This is a genomic window from Streptomyces sp. S063 (assembly GCF_002832675.1).
Lineage (GTDB): Bacteria > Actinomycetota > Actinomycetes > Streptomycetales > Streptomycetaceae > Streptomyces > Streptomyces sindenensis.
In genome coordinates this window covers 6345546-6368439 of the sequence record NZ_CP021707.1, presented here as the reverse complement: position 1 = coordinate 6368439, position 22894 = coordinate 6345546, and the positions used below count along the sequence as shown (strand labels likewise).

The following is a 22894-nucleotide window of genomic DNA, read 5'->3' as shown; positions in this document are numbered from 1 at the left end:
ATATCCCGTTGTCCCGTACAACCGCGCACACCGTTCGAAGGGATCCAGCATGGCTACCACGCGTCAGGCGCACACGGTCTGGGAAGGCAACCTGATCGAGGGCAAGGGGGTCGTCACCTTCGACTCCTCCGGCATCGGTGAGTACGACGTCTCCTGGCCGTCCCGCTCGGAGGCGGCGAACGGCAAGACCAGCCCGGAGGAGCTGATCGCCGCCGCGCACTCCAGCTGCTTCTCGATGGCGCTCTCGCACGGGCTGGCCGGGGCGGGCACCCCGCCCACCAAGCTGGAGACGAAGGCGGACGTCACCTTCCAGCCCGGCACCGGCATCACCGGGATCCACCTCACGGTCGAGGGCACGGTCCCCGGTCTCGACGAGGCGACCTTCGTGAAGGCGGCCGAGGACGCCAAGGCGAACTGCCCGGTCAGCCAGGCGCTGACGGGCACGACGATCACGCTGTCGGCCAAGCTGGCCTGACCGGCCGTCATCGCCGACGCGACCCACCGGTCTCGTCGGCCCGACCGGCCTCGGACGGCCCTTCCGTTGTGGGCCGTCCCAGCAGCAACACGGAGGCGCGGGGGCACGCATGGTTCCCCCGTGCCTTTGTGCGTGCTACACACGTGCGGGTCACTTCACCTGTCCGCCAACAGGGAGTCACCTCATGTCAACCGCACCCCGCACCACCGCAACGCGACGTCAGGTCCTGGCCGGCAGCGGCGCGGCCGCCGCGATCGCCTTCACGGGGGCCTTCTCCGAACTCTTCGCGGGCACCGCAGCCGCGCGCGGCCACCACGGTTACGGCCCTCTCGTCCCCGACCCGGACGGTCTGCTCGACCTGCCGAAGGGGTTCCGCTACCGGGTGCTCTCCCGGGAGGGCGAGCCGCTGCGTTCCGGCGAGGGCCCGGTGCCGGGCAACCACGACGGTATGGCGGCCCTGCGGGGCCGCAACGGCCGGATCCACCTCGTGCGCAATCACGAGAACCGGCACACCGCCAGGATCGGCGTGCCGACGATTCCGGGGCTGACGTACGACCCGGCGGCCAAGGGCGGCTGTACGTCGCTGGAGCTGGACGGCCGCAACAAGGTGCTCGGCGAGCGGGTCGCCATCGCGGGTACGGCGGTCAACTGCGCTGGCGGGCCCACCCCCTGGCGTACCTGGCTGACCTGCGAGGAGAACGAGGACAAGGCCGGGACCAACGGGTACACCAAGGACCACGGCTTCATCTTCGAGGTGGACGGCGCCGATCCGCGCCGCACCGGAGCCGTCCCACTGACCGCGATGGGCCGCTTCCAGCACGAGGCGATCGCCGTCGACCCGAAGTCCGGGATCGTGTACGAGACGGAGGACGCTTTCGACAAGCCGTTCGGGCTCTTCTACCGCTTCCTCCCCGAGAAGCCGCTCGGCGGCACCGGTTCACTGCGGGCGGGCGGGGCGCTGGAGGCGATGCGGGTGCCGGGCGTGCCCGACCTCTCCGCCGTCCAGGAGACCGGCACGAGCTTCGACCGGATCGAGTGGGTCCCCGTACCGGATCCGCTGGCCGCCGAGACCGCGATCCGCTTCCAGGACTTCGGCCCGAAGGGCATCACGCACGCGCAGAAGCTGGAGGGCTGCTACTGGGGCGGCTCGTCGGTCTACTTCGTCTCCAGCTTCGCCCGCCGCGACGAGGGCTCCGCGGCCGACCACTACGGCCAGGTCTGGCGCTACGAGCCGAAGAAGCGCCGGCTGACCCTGGTGGTGATCTTCGGCCCGGACACCGACATCCAGCTGCCCGGCGAGTCCCCCGACAACATCTGCCTGGCGGCCGACGGCGGGCTGATGGTCTGCGAGGACGGCGGCGGCGCGCAGCACGTGCTCGGGGTGACCCGGCGCGGCGAGGTGTACCCGATGGCGCGCGGCCGCCAGAACATCGGGACGCCCGAGGAGCCGGAGTGGGGCGAGTTCGCGGGGGTCACGTTCTCGCCGGACAACTCGACTATGTACGTGAACTGCTACACGCCGGGGACGACGTTCGCGGTGACGGGGCCGTGGTGCTGAGGTAGCCACCTCCCTGGCTCCCGCCACCGGAGCGCCTTCGGCCGATATATCCATATTGTCAGATATTTTCCGTGAGTGATCACTGCTGCACGGAAGACGCGGAAGACGCGGAAGGTGACGGTTCTGGCGGTCGCGGGGGCGCTGACGGGCGCCGCCCTGACCGGGTGCGGGGGCGGTCCCCCCGCCCCCGCACCCCCGCCCGCTTCGGCCTCCGCCTCGGTCTCCCCGCCCCCGAAGAAGCCGCCCACGATGGCCCCCGGCCCCGCGGGCCGCACCCCGGTCTTCGAGCGGAGAACGACGGACGGGGGCGGCGGGGGCACGGGCGGCGGTTCGGCGGAGAGGATCGTGGCGCTCACGTTCGACGCCGACATGACGGCCGATCAGGGCCCCCGGGCCGCCTCGGGCGAGCGGTTCGACAATCCGGAGCTGGTCGACCTGCTGCGTCGGCTGAAGGTGCCCTCCACGGTCTTCATGACCGGCCGCTGGGCCGAGGAGTACCCGGCCCAGGCGAAGGCCATCGGCGCGGACCCCTTGTTCGAGGTCGCCAACCACTCCTACAGCCACCACGCGTTCAGCTCCCCCTGCTACGGGCTGCCGGTGGTCGCGAAGAACGCGATGACCCGAGACGTCGAACGCGCCTTCACCGCGTTCCGGAAGGCGGGGGTGCGGAACGTGGTGCCGTACTTCCGCTTCCCCGGCGGCTGTTACGACGACACGGCCCTGCGCGCCCTGGGCCCGGCGAACGTGACGGCCGTCCAGTGGGACGTGGTCAGCGGCGACGCCTTCGCCACGGACGCGGACGCGGTCGCCGAGCAGGTGCTGGACGGGGTCCGGCCGGGCTCGCTGGTGGTGATGCACTGCACCCGCAGCGCGGCCCCGGCCACCGAGGCGGCGGTACGCCGGATCGTGCCGGAGCTGCGCGAGCGCGGCTACCGGTTCGTGAAGGTGTCGGAGCTGATGGAGGACAGCGCCTGATTTCGGGCCGGGGCGGCAGTCAGCCCGAGCAGGCCGTGCGGCCCGCCTCCTGCCAGGCGCAGACCGGGCAGAGCGTGGCGCCCTTCGCCGACTCCGGGTACTCCGTCGGCTTGCGGCACAGCACGCACTCGGCGTACGGCGGGCCCTCGGCGGTTCCGGCGGGCGGTTCAGGTGCGGTCTGCCCCGGGGGCTCGCAGTACGTGTCGTCCACGTCCACGAGCCTACGCGCCCCCGCCGGGGACCCGGTGGTCACGAGCGCGAGGCCGGCCCGCGCCCCACGCCCCGCAGCTCCAAGGTCAGTTGGACGTCTTCTCGGGCCGGGCCTCGCTGGGCCGGACGATGACGAAACCCTCGCCCTGGAGCATCAGCTGGACCGCCTCGCCCGAGCCGCCGCGGACCATCGAGCCGACGCTCTGGGAGCGGTGCAGGCTGGTCGTGAGCTGCTGGCTCCAGCCGACCACCGCGTCCGTGTCCACATACACCGGCTGGGCGGCCGTCACGGGGATCACGATCGGGGTGCCCTCGCACATCAGGCCGAGCTTGCCGTAGCCCGTGAAGACGCTGTTGAAGAGGCCGCCGCCGACCATCCCGGCACCCTTCACGGTCTTGATCTCGTAGGAGAGCGTGGGGTCGAAGCACAGGACGTTGCGGCCGTTGATGGTGATGGCGTCGCCCTGGTCCAGCTCCACGATGAAACAGTTCGCCGCCTCGTGCGCGAACCAGGCCTCCCCCTGGCCCCGGACGGCCATCAGCGCGAGGCCCTCGCCGGTGACGGCGCGCTTGAGCATGCCGCCGATGCCCTGGCCCTTCCGCTCGAACTGGAGATTGCCGCGGAAGGCGATCATCGAGCCCTGCCGGGCGTGCATCTCCCCGTTGACGGCGTACTTGATCGACTTGGCGTTCTGCAGGGTCATCCCGGGGGCGGTGGCCGGCTGGGCCATGTGCTCGCTGGAAAAGAGATCGCTCTTCATGCGGAGCATCCTCACCCGGACCCGGCCGTTCCGCCAAGCGGATGACCTCGTCCGCCTGGCAGACTGGGACGGTGACCAGCCATGACACCCCCTCCCCCGCCTCCGGGAGCCCGTTCCGCAGCGGCCCGACCGACCGTGATCAGGCACCGCAGTTCGTGCTGCCTCTGGTGCTCCACCTGGAGAAGACGGACCCGCCCGCCCGCACCGACGCGCTGCGGGCCGCCGCCCGGGCGGTGCTGACGATCCTCTCCGACGAGCGGTCCCTCGGCGACGGCGAGTGGGCGGCGGCCATGCGGGACTGGCAGGACGCCCGGATCCGCAAGGTCGTGCGCCGGGCGCGCGGTGCGGAGTGGCGCAAGGCGGCGGCGCTCGACGGCATCACGGTGACGGGCGAGGACGGCGCGGAGGTACGGGTGTTCCCGCCGATCCCGCTGGACGGCTGGCCCAAGGAGCTGGCCAAGCTCCAGGTGTCGGGCACCGACCTGGACGACCCCGAGCCCCCCGCCGCGCCCGATCCCTCGGGCCCGGTGCTGTGGCTGAACCCCGATGTCGACATGTCGGCGGGCAAGACGATGGCGCAGGCCGGGCACGGGGCTCAGCTCGCCTGGTGGGAGCTGTCCGACACCGAGCGCAAGGCCTGGCGCGAGGCCGGGTTCCCGCTCTCCGTGGCCACCCCCGGGGCGGAGCGCTGGCGGGAGCTGACGGCGAGCGGGCTGCCGGTGGTGCGCGACGCGGGGTTCACCGAGATCGCCCCCGGGCCTACCGTCGTGGCCGAGGGACATCACCGCGTCGGTGTCTGCCCGCGCCCGCCACATTCTTGACCTTCTGCTTCACCGATCCGCGCAGGGGCCGACCCCTGCGGAGGGGTGCCAGAACACGACTACAATGCGGGCGCCCTGTCGAACCGACCACTCCTGCGCGCAAGGGATTTCCGGAACGCGAAGGCCCGCAGCAGTGAATCCCTTTGATTAGGCGTGTGGCCGGAGGCACGGTATTCATGCCTCCGGCCGATGGCGCACAAGACCGAGTCAGTCAGTTGCCCTGCATGGCGGCGACAAGACTCTTCGGGCGCATGTCGGTCCAGGACTTCTCGGTGAATTCGAGGCACTCTTCGCGACTGGCCTCACCGAAGGCCTTGTCCCAGCCCTCGGGCACCTCCGCGAAAGTCGGCCAGAGTGAGTGCTGCCCCTCCGCGTTGACCAGGACGAAGTAGGTGGCGTTGGGGTCCTCGAACGGGTTCGACATGCTGGGCTCCTCTGTCTGGGGGTGTGGCTTCGAATGAAGGGGACAATCCGAAGAGCCGGCCCGTCCGGCTCAAACGAACAAATTTTGGCCAGGTATCAGCCCATGGCGGCACGACCGAGACGGGAGAAGAGATCTTCGACGAGAGTCCGGGTCTCTTTCAGCAGGTAGAAGTGGCCGCCTTCGAAAGGCAGTACGCAGAAATCGGAGTGCGTCGTCTCGGCCCAGGCCTTTACGGAATCGCCGTCCACGTCCGCGTCCTGCTTTCCATAGTAGGCAGTGACAGGGGCGTTCACCACGACACCGCCCCTCGTCGCCGCATACTTCTCGATCAGCCGGTAGTCTGCACGGATCGCCGGCAGAACCAGTTCGCGCAGTTCCGCGTCGTCGAAGGCCTGGGCATCCGTACCACCCAACTCGCGCAACTCCTGCATGAGTTGATCCTCGTCGGCCTCGGAGAGCGGACGAATCTGCTCCCTCCCGGGCCCCGAGCGGCCCGAGACGAAGAGGGCCGACACGGAGAACTTCTTCTGCTGCTGCAGCCGCAGTGAGACCTCGTAGGCAACCGAGGCGCCCATGCTGTGACCGAAGAACGCCAGTGGCGCGTCGAGCAGGCCGGAGCACGCGCGGACGATCTGCTCGACAAGCTCGTCCATCGTCTCGGCGCAGGGTTCGAGGAACCGGTCCTCCCGACCGGGATAGCGGACCGCGAGGAGCTCCACACCGGGCGGCACGAGCCGACCCCAGGAGTGGAAGAATCCTGCCATTCCTCCGGCATGGGGAAAGCAGATCAATCGCATCCGCGGATTCGGGCAGCGCCTCACTTTCCGGAACCACCGGCCGACCTCCATGCCGTCCTGGCTGCCCATAGCGCTCTTCCTCACGTTGCACCGGACTGCTGCTCCGCACACTGCCGTACCGATAGCCGGTTCGCCATCCTCAACGATCCGGAGTGGCGCCTGCCTGCTTCCGGAGAGAGCGAATACAGGTCAGCATTCGAAATTCCGATGAAGATGATCACGACTTCGATGATGCTTCCATGCGTCTCCTCCGACTGTCAATGGACTTATCGTTCCGGACATTGAACACCCGGGAACAGAAGCGCCTCGGCGAGGACGCAACCCACTGGGCCCGCATGTTCCGGTCAAGGGTCGTCCGCATCGACCTGCCCGCACGGCCCAGCAGACAGGACAAATGTGATACCTCAGACGAAAGATCAATAAATTGCGGCGGCGAAAGATTCACGCCAGTGGCCATCAATCGCCATATACATCCTCTTCGCCAGGCGGCATAACGCAGCACCATTAATTCAAGCCAGTCGTCGTAGCCAGTGCTTACGATGGATCCGCTCTTCGCACACGGGCACGATTAGGCGCGAGAGCCGAAGGACCAGTCAGGCCATACGGGAGAGGCGACATCCATGGCGAATCGTATTGATGACGGATATTCATGGTCGGCAGATGCCAGAACCGGACTCCCCAGACCACTCACCGAGCCACGGACCAGAGCGATGCCGGTCAGCTCATTCCTGCCAGGTGATTCGCCCCGGCTTCTGGGACCGGACAAGCGGCATGTCGAAGCCCTCGCGCAGATCGACGGGGCGCTGCCGCCCATCCTGGTCCACTGGCCTTCCATGAAGATCATCGATGGCCACCATCGCCTCCTCGCAGCGCAGATACGGGGCGACGAGGAGATCGAGGTGAGCTTCTTCGACGGCGACGCGGAAGCAGCATTCGTGATCGCCGTCGAGGCCAACAGGGCCCATGGGCTGCCCTTAACACGAGCGGACCGTACCGCTGCCGCGAGCCGCATTCTCAAGGCGCATCCCAATTGGTCCGACCGCGCGATCGCGGCCGCCTCGGGGCTCTCCGCCGTGACTGTGAGCGGCATCCGGCAGAAGGAATCCGCCGGATCCCCGCTGGGGGCGCGGATCGGGCGGGACGGGAAAGCGCGCCCGCTCAGCGCGGCGGAGGGGCGTCGACTGGCCGGCGACCTGATAGCCGAGCAACCCGCCGCCTCTCTGCGGGAAATCGCCAAGATCGCCGGTATCGCTCCGGCCACCGTGCGAGATGTCCGCGAACGGATGCGCCGCGGCCAGGACCCTGTCCCCCCGAAGCAACGAGCGGCGGAGAGCCTTCCGGAGCAGCGGGGTACGGAGAGCCCACCTCAGCGGCGGAAGGAGGAAACCGTGCCGAGGCGGTGTGTCAGGAAGATGGCCCAGAGCGGGCAGCGGCGCGGCGTGGTGCGCAGTCGACTCTCGTCGTCCGACGCCGACGCGGACACCCGGCCTACGGACATCATGGAGAGGCTCCTCCGCGACCCGTCGCTGCGCTTCAACGAGTCCCGCCGCTCGCTGCTGCGCTGGCTCGGCTCGCAAGCGACCGGCAGCCAGCAGTGGAATGAGTTTCTGGAACAGGTTCCGCCCCACGCGGTGGACGCTGTAGCGGAGTTCGCACGAGCGTGTGCCCAGGACTGGAATTCGTTCGCCGAGGAGTTGGAAAGCCGTTCGGACTGAGACCGGTGCCTGTTCAACTGCCCTTTCCGGGCAGTTGAACAGGCACCGTTACCCTCGGGTCCAGCGCGCACCCGCCGCCCGCTCAGGAGGCACCGGACACCAGGCCGTGTCCCGGGAGTGCGGCTGCGGGGTCGGTGCCGGCTTCCAGCACCCGGTTGGCTTCGTCCACGAAGACGACGCGGGGTTCGAGCTTACGGGCCTCGGCGTCGTTGACCGCCGCGTACGCGATGATGATCACCAAGTCGCCTTCGTGGACAAGCCGGGCCGCGGCGCCGTTGATCCCGATGACGCCGCTTCCTCGCGGCCCGGCGATGACGTAAGTCTCCAGGCGGGCACCGTTGTTGATGTCCACAATGTGGACGAGCTCGCCCGCTATCAGGTCGGCGGTCTCCATCAGATCCTCGTCCACGGTGACCGAGCCCACATAGTGCAGGTTGCACTGGGTCACGGTGGCGCGATGGATCTTCGATTTCAGCATGGTGCGCTGCATGGTTCGTCCTCTCGGGGCACACGGGGGTGGCGGTACGAAGCGAGGTCGCCGGGCTTGTCGGACGCCGCTCGTTCGATCATGGTGGCGAGTTCTTGCCGTCGGCCCCCGTCACTTCGGCGGAAGCTGTCGATCACTTTGGTCACCGCCTCGGGAAGCTGCTCCTGACTGAGCTTGAACATGCTGTCAACGCTCTCGATCTTGATCTCGAACCCGCGTACGCCGGGCAGCAGCCGTTCGAAGTATTCGAGCGACTCGCTCATGTCCCAGTCCGTGCCGACCTCCCGCTCGTAGGCGCGCACGGTGGCCTGCACGATCTTCCTGAGGTCATCGGGGTCGTCGATCAGGCGTAGTGCGCCGTGGACGTGAACGGAAGTGAAGTCCCAGGTCGGAGCCGCTGGAGCCGTCTCGTACACCGTCGGTGACACATAGGAGCCGGGCCCCTGGAAGACCAGCAGGGCGTGACCGGCCCCAGCCAGCGCTTCCCAGTGGGGATTCATGAGGTTCAGGTGCCCGAGCAACCGCCGGCCGACGAGGTCATCCCCGGTCGCGTCCAGCCCGTCCGGCCCCTCCGGCCCGTCCGGTTCCTCGGCGAAGAGCACGGGGACATGTGTGGCCCAGGGGTGTTGCGGCCCGTTGGTAACCAGCAGGGCCAACGGGTTGGAACGGATCAGTTCGAGCGTCCAGGACGCGTCTCGCGGCCGGTACTGCTCAGGAACGTACATTGCTCAAGCCTTTCGCCATTGCTCGTTCGGTTCGCCCGGAATCCGCGCCACGGGAACGTCCGGCCACCGACTCGACGATCTCGCCGGCCCTGACGGCCGTGGTCGACAGCAGCGAGGAGGACAGGCCGTGCGTGTGCTCGGTGCCGCCTTGCAGGTAGATCCCGCACCCCACCGAGTTCTCGGTCACCACTTGGTGGTCCCGCTGGACCCGCAGGAGGCCGGAGGAGTCGTGCTTGCAGAGGTCGGCCGTCCCGCCGAGCACCGCGAGCGGGTCCATCGGCCGGTAGCCGGTGGCGAAGACCACCAGATCGGTATCGAGGTCGACGTGTTCCCCGGTGGACAGTTGCTCCAGCCGGAGGCGAACCCGATCGGGCTCCGGCGTCACCTGCTTCACCGCCGTCATATGGCGGATGTGCAGGCGGGGTACGCCGCGGACGGACTCCCGGTAGATCCGGCCGTTCAGGTCCTCGATGACCTCGATGTCGACCACCGAGTAGTTGGTGTTCGCGTGGTACTCGAAGAATTTCTGCTGCACATGCGGCGGCGCCGAGAAGAATTCATCGACGGCCGCCGGGTCGAATACACGGTTCGCAAAGGGCGAGTCATCGGCAGGGCTGTAGCCGTAACGCGAGAAGACGGCATGGACATCGGCGCACGGAAAGACCTCATGAAGGTGCCCGGCTATCTCGGCGGCGCTCTGCCCCGCACCGACCACCGTACACACTGACGGATCTCCCGGGAACTCCGCCAGTCGGTCGAGGAACTCCGAGCTGTGCCACAGGCGATCCGTACTCTCCAGCCCGGCGGGCAGCGCGGGCACGATACCGCTGGCAATCACCAGGTTGCGGGTACGGCGTACGACCACCCTGTCGGGATGGTCGACCTCGCGCGAGATCACGTCTAGGTAGACGGCTTTGCCGCCCTCCTCGACGGGACGCACTTCGACCACTTCCGTGCCGTAATGAACGGTTTCCGCGAACTGCGCGGCCACCCATTCCAGATAGTCGTGAAACTCTATACGCAGCGGAAAGAGCGTCTTGTGGTTGATGAACTGGACCAGTCGGTCACGCTCGTGCAGATACGTCAGAAAGGTGAACCGACTACGCGGATTCCGCATCGTGACCAGGTCCTTCAAGAAGCTGACCTGCATCGTTGCCTGGTCGAGCAGCATGCCCCTGTGCCATCCGAAGGTCTGCTTGCGCTCGACGAAACCGGCGCGCAGCGGGGTGGCCGGGGCAGCCTCGTTGTATTCGTCGACCGCTACCGCCAAAGCCAGATTCGAGGGCCCGAAACCGACTCCCAAAATATCGAGAACTGGACCGGTGTACGTCGTCTTCGGTTTCATTCGTATCCTCATCCCGTACTAGGGGTGCCGTACGCGGGAAGTCAGTTCCGGGGTTCCTCGTCGGAAAGACATCTCCGCACATGTTCGCGGTGGGCGTCAAGAATGCCTGCCGCTGCTACACCAGTCAGTTCTGTACAGTTGAACGGAAGTTTTACGGTTGAACGGCCTCTTCTTGACACAGCCCCGGCCGCTGGTGAGGATCATCGAACGTTGCTGTTCCGGAATGTAAGCCGCTGGGGTACGCACACTCGCAGCCCAGGATTCCGGACAGACATATTGACCGGCGGGCGGCTATCGGGGGCGCCGCCGGTGCGTTCGGCCTGCTCGCACCAAATACCCGAGTCATTCCGGTTCAGGCTTGGGATCAGTCAGTGAATCTCGGATTCCGCGCCTGAACGCTCGTCGCCTCTCCTGTGGAGTCTTCATGACCACCCCTGACAAGCGGTCCGCCGAGACCCTCCACTCCGGTGCCGACGGAGGCTCCCCCGCTCCTCTTCGCGGAGAGGACCGGCGTCTGTCCGATTGGGGCCAGAATCGGCGGGACGACCTCCACGACGCCACCGTGCCACACTTGTTCGAAGCCCAGGTCGAGGCGACCCCACAGGCTCTCGCGCTTGAGGACGGCGACCGCTCCTTCACCTACGCCGAGCTCAACGCGCAAGCCAACCGGATCGCTCATTGGCTCATCTCCCGCGGCATCGCCCCGGGCCAGCTGGTCGGTGTGGCGCTTCCCCGCTGTGCCGAGCAGATTGCTGTGATCCTGGGCATCACGAAAGCCGGCGCCGCCTATCTGCCCGTCGACCCGGAATACCCGGCCGAGCGCATCGACTTCATGCTCGCCGACGCGAGGCCGACCCTGACGGTGACCACGACAGCCCTCGCCACCGGCCTGCCCGGCCCCAGCCGTGAAAGCGTCTCCGTCGAAGCACTCTCCGGCCTGGTGGACGAGCAGGCCGTCGGCAATCCGACCGATGCCGACCGTCTCGCACCGCTTGTCACCGAGAACCTCGCGTACACGATCTACACGTCCGGTTCCACCGGCCACCCCAAGGGCGTCACCGTCCCCCACACCGGACTGGCCAGCCTCACGACCGCGTTGGCCGACCGCTGCACAGCAGGTCCCGGCAGCCGGATTCTTCAGCTTGCCTCGCTCGGATTCGACGCCTCCGCCTCGGAGATCTTCCTCGCGCTGACGTCCGGCGCCGCTCTCGTGCTGACCGACGCCGACAGCCTCGCCGGCCACGAGCTCATGCGGATGATGGCCGACCGGCGGATCACCCATGCCTTCATCACCGCCTCGGTACTGGAGACGCTCCCCGCCGGGAGTGAGTCGGCCCTGTCCGGACTGGGCAACCTGACCATGATCGGCGAGGCCGTCCCGCCGGAACTGGTGGAGCGCTGGTCCCCGGGCCGCCGCATGGTCAACGCGTACGGACCGACGGAATGCACCGTGTACGCAACGGCGAGCGGATTCCTGAGCGGCCGTCATGTGCCCATCGGTCGGCCCTTGTTCAATGCGCGTGTCCACGTCCTGGACGCTCGCCTCCAGCCGGTCGCCCCGGGCGAGGACGGTGAGCTCTACATCGCCGGCAAGGGCGTCGCGCGTGGCTACCTCAACCGGCCCGGCCTCAGCGCCGAGCGCTTCGTCGCGGACCCGTTCGGTGGGGCCGGGAGCCGGATGTACCGCACGGGTGACCTGGTGCGGTGGAACCGGGACGGCGAGCTGGAGTACCTCGGCCGCAGCGACGACCAGGTGAAGATCCGCGGGTTCCGGATCGAGCCCGGCGAGATCGAGGCCGTACTGCAACAGCAGCCCGGTGTCTCCCAGGCCGTTGTCGTAGCCCGCGGGGACCAGCACGGTGGTACCCGTCTTGTGGCGTACGCGGTGCCGACGACGGTCGACGGCTTCTCCTCGGAGGAGGTCCGGGAGCGGCTGCGGAGCGTTCTGCCCGACCATATGGTTCCCTCCGTGGTCGTCCGGCTGAACCAGATGCCAATGACCACGAACGGGAAGGTCGACCGCAAGGCCCTGCCGGCACCCGACCACGCCCTGGTGGGTAGCGGGCGCGCTCCGCGCACTCCGCAGGAAGAGATCCTCCGCACGGCGTTCGCCGAGATTCTAGGTGTGCCCGGAGCGGGGATCGACGACAGCTTCTTCGAGCTGGGCGGCCACTCGCTGCTGGCCACCCGTCTGATCAGCCGTATCCGTACGGCGCTGGGCGTGGAGCTTCCCCTGCGGACGGTGTTCGACGCGCCGACGCCGGAGCAGCTCGCCCGTCGGCTGGCCGACCATGACGGCGAACTGCGCACCGCACTTGAGCCGGTGGCCCGGCCGCAGGTGCTGCCGCTGTCCTACGCACAGGAGCGACTGTGGTTCCTGCACCAGCTGGAGGGCCCTTCGGCCACCTACAACATCGCCCTCGCCCTGCGCCTGGCCGGCGATCTGGACCGGCAGGCACTGCAGGAGGCCCTCAACGACGTCGTCGCACGCCACGAGGCCCTGCGCACCGTTTTCAAGGATGCCGACGGCCGCCCTGTCCAGCACATCCTCACTCCTGACCAGGCTCGCACCGAGCTGTACGTCCGCGAGGTCGTCCAGACCGATCTCACGCAGACGATGAACCGGGCCGCGCGTCACGAGTTCGACCTCTTCGGCAACGTCCCCTTCCGTGCCGAACTGCTGACCATCGGCCCGACCGAGTCGGTGCTGATGCTGGTGCTGCACCACATCGCGGGTGACGGCTGGTCCCTGGCCCCGCTGGCCCGCGACCTCATCTCCGCCTACACCGCCCGCCTCACCGACACCACCCCCGACTGGCCACACCTCCCCGTCCAGTACGCCGACTACACCCTCTGGCAGCGCGACCTGCTCGGCGACGACACCGACCCCGACAGCCCCTTCAGCCGCCAGTACACCTACTGGGCCGAGCAGTTGGCCGGTCTGCCGGAACAGGTCACCATCCCTACCGACCGGCCCCGCCCCACCACAACCTCCAACGCCGGTGACCTCAGCCCTTTCGGTATCGACGCCGACCTGCACCGAGGCCTCGCCGAGCTCGCCCGCTCCACCGGCACCACGATGTACATGGTCCTCCAGGCATCCATGGCCGCGCTGATGAACCGTCTCGGCGCGGGAACGGACATCCCGATCGGCAGCGGCGTGGCAGGGCGCACAGACGAGAACCTGGACGAGCTGGTCGGATTCTTCGTCAACACGTTCGTGCTGCGGACCGACACAGCGGACAACCCGGCCTTCACCGACCTGCTCGACCAAGTCCGCCGGACCAGCCTGGAGGCATACGCCCACCAGGACGTCCCCTTCCAGTACCTGGTGGAGAAGCTCAATCCGCACCGCTCCGCCGCGCACCACCCGCTCTTCCAGGTCGCGCTGGTCCTCCAGAACAACGAAGAGGCACACTTCGATCTGCCTGGGCTGCGAGCGGATTCCGAGACCTGGCCCACCGGTACAGCGCGCTTCGACGCGTTCATCAGCATGCATGAAAGCTACGACTCCGACGGCATGCCCATGGGCATGCCCGGCACGGTCGAGTTCTCGACGGAGCTGTACGACCGGGCCACGATCGAGACGCTGATCGAACGGTGGACGCAGTTGCTGCGGGCCGTGGCCGCCGACCCCTCCCAGCGGATCGGCGCGCTGAACATCCTCGCCCCGCACGAACGCCTCGACCACCTGGTTCAGCCGGAGCGAACCGAGATCACGGACTCGACGCTGCCTGAGCTCTTCGAGGCGCGGGTGCAGGCCGCGCCGTCCGCTCCGGCTGTCGATGGCGGCGATGTCTCGTGGACGTACGAGGAGTTGAACGAGCGGGCGAACCGCATCGCGCACTGGCTGACCTCGCGCGGCGTCGGCGCTGAGGATCTCGTGGGTGTGGTGCTGCCGCGCAGTGCCGAACAGGTCGCGGTGATCCTGGGCATCGTGAAGGCGGGCGCCGGATATCTCCCAGTGGACCCGGACTACCCGGCCGACCGGGTCGCGTACATGCTCACCGACGCCGCTCCGCGAGTGGTTCTGACGACCAGCCAGCTGGCATCGGGGTTCCCGGGCGCGCTGGCGCTCGAAGATCTGACCGAGGACTGGGAGAGGCAGCCTGTCACGAATCCGACGGACACAGATCGGGTTGCTCCTCTGACGGCGGCGAACACCGCGTACACCATCTACACCTCGGGTTCCACCGGCCGGCCCAAGGGGGTAGCGGTCACGCACACCGGGCTAGCGTCGTTGACGGTGACGCACCTGGAGCGGTTCGCCCTCTCGCCGGACAGCCGGGTCCTGCAGTTCGCCTCACCGGGGTTCGATGCCGCGGTGTGGGAGCTGGTGATGGCCCTGACCACCGGTGCCGTGCTCGTGGTCCCGAGGTCACGACGGCTGGTCGGAGAGGAACTGGCCCGGCAACTGGCCGAGCGCAGGATCACGCATGTGACGCTGCCGCCGTCGGCGCTGGGCACGATGCCGGCGGGCAGCGAGTCCGCTCTGGTCGACCTGGCCATGCTGGTGGTGGCCGGTGAGGCGTGCTCGCCCGATCTGGCCGAGCGGTGGTCGCAGGGCCGCCGGATGATCAACGCCTACGGGCCGACGGAGTCGACGGTCGATGCCACGGCCAGCGAACCGCTGTCGGGTTCACACGTTCCGATCGGCCGGCCGGTGGTCAACACCCGTGTGTACGTCCTGGACGAGAATCTGCAGCAGGTACCGCAAGGTGTCGCCGGCGAGCTGTACATCGCGGGCCGTAGTCTGGCCCGCGGTTACCTCAACCGGTCCGGCCTGACATCCGAGCGGTTCGTGGCCGACCCGTTCAGCGGGGCCGGAGACCGGATGTACCGCACCGGCGACCTCGTACGATGGAACCGCGACGGCGAACTCGAATACCTGAGCCGGACCGACGACCAGGTCAAGATCCGCGGCTTCCGCATCGAACCCGGCGAGATCCAAGCCGTCCTCACTAAGCACGCGGAGATTTCGCAGGCGGTGGTGGTTCCGCGTGAGGACCAGCCCGGCGACACCCGCCTGGTCGCCTACATCGTCCCCGAGACCGACGGTGGTGCCGAACAGGTCGAGGACTGGCGGGAGTTGTACGACTCGATCTACGGCCAGACCGACTCGCCCCTGGGTGAGGACTTCGCCGGCTGGGACAGCTCCTACACCGGTGAAGCGATCCCGCTGGAAGAAATGCGGGAATGGCGCTCGGCAACAGTGGAACGAATCCGCTCCTACGCCCCCCAGCGAGTCCTGGAGATCGGTGTCGGCTCAGGCCTGCTGATGGCACCCCTGGCACAGGACGTCGAATCGTACTGGGGAACGGATCTTTCCCAGGCCGTCGTCACCCGCCTCACCGGACAGATCACGGACCGGGGCTGGAAACACGTCCAGGTCCGCTGCCAGAGCGCCGACGACTTCACCGACCTGCCGACAGGCTACTTCGACACCATCGTCATCAACTCCGTCGCCCAGTACTTCCCCGACCACCACTACCTCACCTCCGTCCTCAACCAAGCCCTGGAACTCCTCACCGAAAACGGCCGAATCATCCTCGGCGACATCCGCCACCTCGGACAACTCCGCACCTTCCACACCGCAGTCCAAACACCCAAAGCAACCGACACCGCCCAACTCCACGCCTCAGTCGAACGCGCACTAGTAGTGGAAAAAGAACTCCTGGTCCACCCCGACTACTTCACCAACCTCGCCACTCATCACGGCATCGGCGTGGACATCCGGATCAAACGCGGAACAGCACACAACGAACTCACCCGCCACCGCTACGACATCACCCTCCACAAAAACCCCCAGACACCAACCAACCTCGCCAACCTCCCGGCGCTGCACTGGGGAAGCGACGTCACCACCCTCGAGCAGCTCGGGGAACAGCTGGCCGAAGACGGCCTGCGCGTGGTGGGTGTTCCGAACGCACGCCTGACCGGTGAAACAGCCGCCGTCCACGCCCTGGACACCGGCGAGAACCTGGACGCCGTACGGTCGGCACTCACCTCCGCCGCCGGAATCGACCCCGAAACATTCCACGAGTGGGCCACCGGACACGGCCTCGAAGCGGTCTCCACCTGGAACACCGAACAGCCCGCCTCCTTCGACACAGTCCTGCTACCCGCAGGCAGTACCCAGACGGTGACCGGCACCTACCAGCCCTCCACCAACAACAGCACCACTCTCACCAACTCCCCAGCCCGATCCCGCACCACCGGAACACTCATCACAACCCTCCGGCAGACACTGCAGGACCAACTGCCCGACTACATGGTCCCGTCAGCCATCGTCACCCTCGACCACATACCCCTCACCCCGAACGGAAAGACCGACCGCAAAGCCCTCCCCGCACCCGACTACACATCCACAGGCAGCGGCCGCCCACCCCGCACACCCCAAGAAGAAATCCTCTCCACCCTCTTCGCCGAAGTCCTCGGCGTACCCAGCGTCACTGTCGACGACAACTTCTTCGCACTCGGCGGACACTCCCTCCTCGCAACCCAACTCAGCAGCCGAATCCGCACCACCCTCGGCACCGAAACACCCCTACAAACACTCTTCGAAGCACCCACCGTCGCCCAACTCGCACCACGCCTCACCCAGGGCGTAACACGCCCCGCCCTCGTTGCGCAGCCCCGGCCCGAGGCACTGCCCCTCTCCTTCGCCCAGCAGCGACTGTGGTTCCTGCACAAACTGGAAGGCCCCTCAGCCACCTACAACATGCCCCTCGCCATGCGACTGACCGGCGACCTCAACCACCAAGCACTCCATGAATCCATCAACGACGTCATCACACGCCACGAAGCACTCCGCACAGTCTTCGAGGAGGCTGACGGGCAGCCCCTCCAGCGCGTCCTCAACCCCGAACACGCCCATATCGAGCTACGCATCGTCCCCACGAACAAGGACGGACTCGCCGATCGCGTGGACCAGGCCGCCCGTCATGAGTTCGACCTGTCCGCCCAGGTTCCGCTGCGCGCCGAACTGTTCACCGTGACCCCGACCGAGTCGGTGCTGCTGCTCGTCATCCACCACATCGCCGGTGACGGCTGGTCCGTGGGCCGGCTCGCACGGGACCTGGTCACCGCCTACACCGCCCGCCACACCGGCACCGCCCCGACTGGCCCCAACTTCCGGTGCAGTACGCCGACTACACCCTCTGGCAGCGCGACCTGCTCGGCGACGACACCGACCCCGACAGCCCCTTCACCGCCCAACAAAACTACTGGGCCGAACAACTGGCCGGTCTGCCTGAACAGGTCACCATCCCCACCGACCGACCCCGCCCCGCCATCGCCAGCTACGCCGGCGACTCCACCACCTTCCACATCGACCCCGACCTCCACCAAACCCTCTCCGAACTCGCCCGCTCCACCGGCACCACCATGTACATGGTCCTCCAGGCCTCCTTCGCCGCCCTCATGACCCGCCTCGGCGCCGGAACCGACATCCCCCTCGGAGCACCCATCGCCGGACGCACCGACGAAAACCTCGACCAACTCATCGGATTCTTCGTCAACACCCTCGTCCTCCGCACCAACACAGCCAACAACCCCACCTTCACCGACCTCCTCACCCAAGTCCGCCAAACCAGCCTGGCCGCCTACGCCCACCAAGACATCCCCTTCGAACACCTGGTGGGGAAGCTCAACCCGCATCGCTCCGCCGCACACCAACCGCTTTTCCAGGTCGTGCTGGCCCTCCAGAACACCGAGCAGCCGTCCTTCGAGCTGCCCGGACTCCAGGTGGACAGCGAGATCTGGCCCACCGAAACCTCGATGTTCGACCTGGCCATCACCGTCGACGAGGAACATGGCCGGGACGGCACACCGGCCGGCATGACCGGCACCGTCGAGTTCGCCACCGACCTCTACGACCGCTCGACGATCGAAGCACTCACCACACGCTGGACCCGACTGCTCCAGGCCATCGCCACCGACCCCAACCAGCCCATCAGTTCGCCCGACATCCTCACCCCCACCGAACACAACCAACTCCGCGCATGGGCGACCACACCCCGCCCCGAGATCAACGACACCACCCTGCCCGACCTCTTCGAAGCCCACGTACGAGCCACACCGGACGCCATCGCCCTCGAAACCGACGACACCACCTGGACCTACACCGAACTCAACACCCGAGCCAACCAAATCGCCCACTGGCTCATCAGCCGAAGCATCGGCACCGAACAACTCATCGGCCTGGCACTACCCCGCAGCGCCGAACAACTCGCCACCATCCTCGGCATCACCAAAGCAGGCGCCGGCTACCTGCCCATCGACCCCGACTACCCCACCGACCGCATCACCTACATCCTCACCGACGCCACCCCACCCTCCTCCTCACCACCAGGGAACTGGCACAGGAGCTGCCCGACGGACTCGCAGTCGAGGAACTAGCCGAAGCCTGGGACAGGCAACCCACCACCAACCCCACCGACACCGACCGGGCCACTCCCCTGACAACGGCGAACACCGCCTACACCATCTACACCTCCGGCTCCACCGGCCACCCCAAAGGCGTCACCGTCACCCACACCGGACTCACCTCCCTCATCACCACTCTGGTCGAACGGTGCGATACCGGTCCGCGGAGCCGGGTCGTGCAGTTGGCGTCGCCAAGCTTCGACGCTTCCATCCTGGAACTGCTGATGGCCATCGGCAACGGCGGCACCCTCGTCCAGCCCTCGCCCGGTCAACTCGCTGGTGACGACCTCGCCCGCACCCTGGCCGACCGGCGCATCACCCACGCGTTCATCCCGCCCTCCCTCCTGGCCACCCTTCCCGCCGAGGCGGCCCGGACTCTCACCGAACTCTCCAGCCTCATCGTCGGCGCCGAGGCATGCTCACCCCACCTGGTTCCGCTGTGGGCACCGAACCGCCGCATGGCCAACCTCTACGGCCCCACCGAGGCCACGATCACCACTCTGAGCCACGTACTCACCCGGGCCCACACTCCTATCGGCGCTCCGAACCACAACACCCGTGTCCACGTGCTGGATGAGAATCTGCGCCAGGCTCCGACGGGTATCCCCGGTGAGCTGTACGTCGCGGGCCGTGGTCTGGCCCGTGGCTACCTCAACCGGTCCGGTCTGACGTCCGAGCGGTTCGTGGCCGACCCGTTCGGTGAACCGGGCGGGCGGATGTACCGCACCGGCGACCTGGTCCGATGGAACCAGGACGGCGAACTCGAATACCTCGGCCGCACCGACGACCAGGTCAAGATCCGCGGCTTCCGCATCGAACCCGGCGAGATCCAAGCCGCACTCACCCGGCTCCCCGGAATCGCCCAAGCCGTCGTCATCGCTCGTGAGGACCAGCCCGGCGACACCCGCCTGGTGGCCTACGTCGTGCCCGAAACAGACCACAGCGTGTCGACCGCAGAGGTACGCGACCATCTGCGGCAGCAGCTCCCGACTACATGGTCCCCGCAGCCATCGTGGCTCTGGACCGGATGCCGGTGACCCGAACGGGAAGATCGACCGCGGCGCCCTCCCCGCCCCGGTCTACACCACGGCCGGATACGGGCGCGGTGCCCGCACCCCACAGGAACAGATCCTGACCGCGGCCTTCGCCGAAATCCTCGGCCTGCCGAACATCGCAGCCGACGACAACTTCTTCGACCTCGGCGGCCATTCACTCCTCGCCACCCGCCTCATCAGCCGCATCCGCACAGCGCTCGGCGTAGAGATCCCCCTCCGCGCCATCTTCGAAGCCCCCACCGTCACCCAACTCGCCCGCCGCCTCGCCGACCACGCCGGCGAACTCCGACCCGCCCTGACACCCCAGGCCCGACCCCGGGCACTGCCACTGTCCTACGCCCAGGAACGCCTGTGGTTCCTCAACCAGCTCGAAGGCCCCTCCGCCACCTACAACATGGCCTTCGCCCTACGCCTGACCGGTGACCTGCACCGACAGACACTCCAAGACGCCCTCAACGACGTGATCAACCGGCACGAGGCACTGCGCACCGTCTTCCGGAGGACCGACGGGCAGCCCGGCCAGCACATCCTCGACCCCGACCAAGCCCAAATCACCCTGCACATCCAGCACATCGACGAAAACCGACTGCGCGAGCAGCTGAACAGGGCCGCGCAGTACGAGTTCGATCTGTCGCAGCAGGTGCCGCTGCATGCCCGGCTGTTCACGATCAGCCCGACCGAGTCGGTGCTGATGCTGATCGTCCACCACATCGCGGCCGACGGCTGGTCGATGGCCCCTCTGGCCCGCGACCTCATCTCCGCCTACACCGCCCGCCTCACCGACACCACCCCCGACTGGCCACACCTCCCCGTCCAGTACGCCGACTACACCCTCTGGCAGCGCGACCTGCTCGGCGACGACACCGACCCCGACAGCCCCTTCAGCCGCCAGTACACCTACTGGGCCGAGCAGTTGGCCGGTCTGCCGGAACAAGTCACCATCCCCACCGACCGGCCCCGCCCCACCACAACCTCCAACGCGGGCGACGTCTGCGACTTCCACTTCGACGCCGACCTGCACCGGGATCTCGCTCAGCTGGCCCGGTCGGCCGGAGCGACGGTGTTCATGGTGCTGCAGGCATCCATGGCCGCCCTGATGACCCGCCTCGGCGCCGGAACCGACATCCCCATCGGCTCCCCCATCGCCGGACGCACCGACGAAAGCCTCGACGACCTGGTCGGGTTCTTCGTGAACACCCTCGTCCTGCGCACCGACACATCGAACAGCCCCACCTTCACCGACCTCCTCGGCCAAGTCCGCCGGACGACCCTGGCCGGCTACACCCACCAGGACGTTCCTTTCCAGTACTTGGTGGAAAAACTCAACCCGCACCGCTCCGCCGCGCACCACCCGCTCTTCCAAGTCATGCTGACCCTTCAGAACAACGAGCAGGCCGACTTCCAGCTCCCCGGAATGCACGTCAGCCCTGAGCCAACTCCCACCGGCACCGCTCGGTTCGATCTGTTCATCACCGTCGGAGAGGAACGCGGCGAGGACGGTGCACCTGTGGGAATCAACGGGTTCATCGAGTTCGCAACGGACCTGTACGACCGGATGACCATCGAGGTCCTGGCCGAGCGGTGGGCACGCCTGCTGCGGGCCGTGGTCGACGACCCGCAGCTGCCCGTCGACCAGGTCGAGATCCTCGCCCCGGCCGAACGTCGCCACATACTCGGTGCGTGGAACGACACCGCCGCCGAGGTCCCCTCCGCCACGCTGCCCGACCTGTTCCAGGCTCAGACGATCCGTACGCCGGAAACGACGGCCGTGGTGTTCGACGGCGTCGAGCTCTCGTACACGGAGCTGAACATCCGTGCCAACCGTCTTGCCCACCTGCTGATCAGCCGTGGGGCCGGACCGGAGCATTCGGTCGCACTGGTGCTGGAACGCTCCGTGGAGATGGTGGTGGCGCTGCTCGCCGTCACCAAGACAGGTGCCGCCTACCTGCCGGTCGACCCGGAGTACCCGGCGGACCGTATCGCCCACCTGCTGGAGGACGGCGCGCCTGCCCTGGTGCTCACGACAACGGCCACCGCCGGGATTGCCCCGACCTCAGCCGTCATCCTGGACTCGCCGGACCTGATCCAAGAGTTGTCCGGGTTGCCCGACAGCGACCCGGTGGACGCAGAGCGGATTCACCCGCTGCGGCCCGCCAATCCCGCGTACGTGATCTACACCTCGGGCTCGACCGGCCAGCCCAAGGGTGTGGCGGTCCCGCACATCGGCATCGTCAACCGCCTGGCTTGGATGCAGAGCGAGTACGGGATCGGCGCGGGCGACCGGGTGCTGCAGAAAACGCCCTTCGGATTCGACGTCTCGGTCTGGGAGTTCTTCTGGCCGTTGCTGGAGGGCGGAACGCTCGTCCTCGCCCGCCCGGGCGAGCACAAGGACCCCAACCGCCTGGCTGAGCTGATCCAACGTGAGCGGATTACCATCGCCCATTTCGTTCCGTCCATGCTCCAGGTGTTCCTTCACGAGCCGGCGGCGGCCGGTTGCATCGGACTGCGTGCGGTCCTGTGCAGCGGGGAGGCGCTGTCGGCCGACCTGCGCAACCGCTTCACCGACGTACTCGACGTTCCGCTGCACAACCTCTACGGCCCACCGAGGCATCGGTGGATGTCACCGCTTGGGCGTCCCGGGAGTCGAACACCGGTGCGAGCGTGCCCATCGGACGCCCCGTCTGGAACACCCGCGTGTACGTGCTGGACGCAACACTCCAGCCTGTTCCGCCAGGTGTGCCGGGTGAGCTGTACCTCGCCGGCGTCCAGCTGGCCCGCGGGTACCTGAAGCGGCCCAGCCTCAGTGCCGAACGTTTCGTCGCGGACCCGTTCGGTGAGCCGGGCGAGCGGATGTACCGCACCGGAGATGTCGTGCGTTGGAACGCCGAAGGCGTCCTCGTCTACCTCGGCCGCGCCGACGACCAGGTGAAGATCCGCGGGTTCCGCATCGAACTCGGTGAAGTAGAGGCCGCCTTGGCCGCCCACCACGACGTCGCCCACGCTGCCGTCATCGCCCGTGAGGAGCAGCCGGGTGACACCCGCCTGGTGGCGTACGTCGTGCCCGACACCGCCACGGACGACGGGGCTCTGGCTTCCACCGAACAGGTCGAGGACTGGAA

General features: G+C 67.6%; 14 protein-coding genes and 2 pseudogenes. 9 read left to right on the top strand and 7 right to left on the bottom strand.

Annotated elements, in window-relative coordinates:
• The first annotated feature begins 49 nt into the window (after positions 1-49).
• From CCZ36_RS28930 to CCZ36_RS28920, 3 genes are all read left to right on the top strand, one after another.
• On the top strand, positions 50-475 hold the full coding sequence (locus CCZ36_RS28930; RefSeq protein ID WP_128818902.1) for an OsmC family protein: 426 nt from the start codon (positions 50-52) through the stop codon (positions 473-475).
• A 184-nt stretch (positions 476-659) separates the two neighbouring features.
• A complete protein-coding gene (locus tag CCZ36_RS28925; protein WP_128818901.1) occupies positions 660-2033 on the top strand; it encodes an alkaline phosphatase PhoX in 1374 nt (457 codons plus the stop codon).
• Between the two features lie 114 nt (positions 2034-2147).
• Positions 2148-3008, top strand: coding sequence for a polysaccharide deacetylase family protein (locus tag CCZ36_RS28920; RefSeq protein ID WP_128818900.1), 861 nt, complete (start codon positions 2148-2150; stop codon positions 3006-3008).
• 19 nt (positions 3009-3027) lie between these two features.
• On the opposite strand, the gene CCZ36_RS28915 is transcribed toward CCZ36_RS28920, so the two are convergent.
• Positions 3028-3225, bottom strand: coding sequence for a hypothetical protein (locus CCZ36_RS28915; RefSeq protein ID WP_176734532.1), 198 nt, complete (start codon positions 3223-3225; stop codon positions 3028-3030).
• 79 nt (positions 3226-3304) lie between these two features.
• Positions 3305-3979, bottom strand: coding sequence for an AIM24 family protein (locus CCZ36_RS28910; protein ID WP_069739274.1), 675 nt, complete (start codon positions 3977-3979; stop codon positions 3305-3307).
• Between the two features lie 41 nt (positions 3980-4020).
• On the opposite strand from CCZ36_RS28910, the gene CCZ36_RS28905 reads away from it, so the two are divergent.
• Positions 4021-4800: a peptidyl-tRNA hydrolase gene (locus CCZ36_RS28905; protein ID WP_443069823.1), complete on the top strand. Its 780-nt coding sequence runs from the start codon at positions 4021-4023 to the stop codon at positions 4798-4800.
• A 211-nt stretch (positions 4801-5011) separates the two neighbouring features.
• Here CCZ36_RS28905 and CCZ36_RS28900 read toward each other — a convergent pair whose 3' ends face one another.
• Both CCZ36_RS28900 and CCZ36_RS28895 read right to left on the bottom strand, forming a co-directional pair.
• Positions 5012-5224: an MbtH family protein gene (locus CCZ36_RS28900; protein ID WP_128818898.1), complete on the bottom strand. Its 213-nt coding sequence runs from the start codon at positions 5222-5224 to the stop codon at positions 5012-5014.
• Positions 5225-5319: 95 nt separating this feature from the next.
• Positions 5320-6090, bottom strand: coding sequence for a thioesterase II family protein (locus tag CCZ36_RS28895; RefSeq protein WP_128818897.1), 771 nt, complete (start codon positions 6088-6090; stop codon positions 5320-5322).
• 641 nt (positions 6091-6731) lie between these two features.
• On the opposite strand from CCZ36_RS28895, the gene CCZ36_RS28890 reads away from it, so the two are divergent.
• Positions 6732-7736 carry a ParB/RepB/Spo0J family partition protein gene (locus tag CCZ36_RS28890; RefSeq protein WP_128818896.1) on the top strand — a complete coding sequence of 335 codons (1005 nt, stop codon included), beginning with the start codon at positions 6732-6734 and terminating at the stop codon, positions 7734-7736.
• Positions 7737-7818: 82 nt separating this feature from the next.
• On the opposite strand, the gene panD is transcribed toward CCZ36_RS28890, so the two are convergent.
• Genes panD through CCZ36_RS28875 form a run of 3 tightly spaced genes read right to left on the bottom strand, consistent with a single transcriptional unit; the run spans position 7819 to position 10293 of the window.
• On the bottom strand, positions 7819-8226 hold the full coding sequence (panD, locus tag CCZ36_RS28885) for an aspartate 1-decarboxylase (RefSeq protein ID WP_128818895.1): 408 nt from the start codon (positions 8224-8226) through the stop codon (positions 7819-7821).
• Positions 8208-8948 carry an FMN-binding negative transcriptional regulator gene (locus CCZ36_RS28880; RefSeq protein WP_128818894.1) on the bottom strand — a complete coding sequence of 247 codons (741 nt, stop codon included), beginning with the start codon at positions 8946-8948 and terminating at the stop codon, positions 8208-8210. Before CCZ36_RS28880 ends, panD begins: the two co-directional genes overlap by 19 nt.
• On the bottom strand, positions 8935-10293 hold the full coding sequence (locus CCZ36_RS28875) for a lysine N(6)-hydroxylase/L-ornithine N(5)-oxygenase family protein (RefSeq protein WP_128818893.1): 1359 nt from the start codon (positions 10291-10293) through the stop codon (positions 8935-8937). Before CCZ36_RS28875 ends, CCZ36_RS28880 begins: the two co-directional genes overlap by 14 nt.
• Positions 10294-10717: 424 nt before the next feature.
• Here CCZ36_RS28875 and CCZ36_RS28870 point away from each other — a divergent pair.
• The 4 genes and pseudogenes from CCZ36_RS28870 to CCZ36_RS28855 all read left to right on the top strand — a co-directional run.
• Positions 10718-17398: pseudogene (locus CCZ36_RS28870) on the top strand (amino acid adenylation domain-containing protein); the annotation flags it as partial.
• A 32-nt stretch (positions 17399-17430) separates the two neighbouring features.
• Positions 17431-18693: a condensation domain-containing protein gene (locus CCZ36_RS36330; RefSeq protein ID WP_128818891.1), complete on the top strand. Its 1263-nt coding sequence runs from the start codon at positions 17431-17433 to the stop codon at positions 18691-18693.
• Positions 18651-19757: an amino acid adenylation domain-containing protein gene (locus CCZ36_RS36325; protein WP_250645215.1), complete on the top strand. Its 1107-nt coding sequence runs from the start codon at positions 18651-18653 to the stop codon at positions 19755-19757. The genes CCZ36_RS36330 and CCZ36_RS36325 overlap by 43 nt, the downstream gene beginning before the upstream one ends.
• Positions 19690-22841: pseudogene (locus tag CCZ36_RS28855) on the top strand (amino acid adenylation domain-containing protein); the annotation flags it as partial. The gene CCZ36_RS36325 and the pseudogene CCZ36_RS28855, both read left to right, overlap by 68 nt.
• Between the last annotated feature and the right edge of the window lie 53 nt (positions 22842-22894).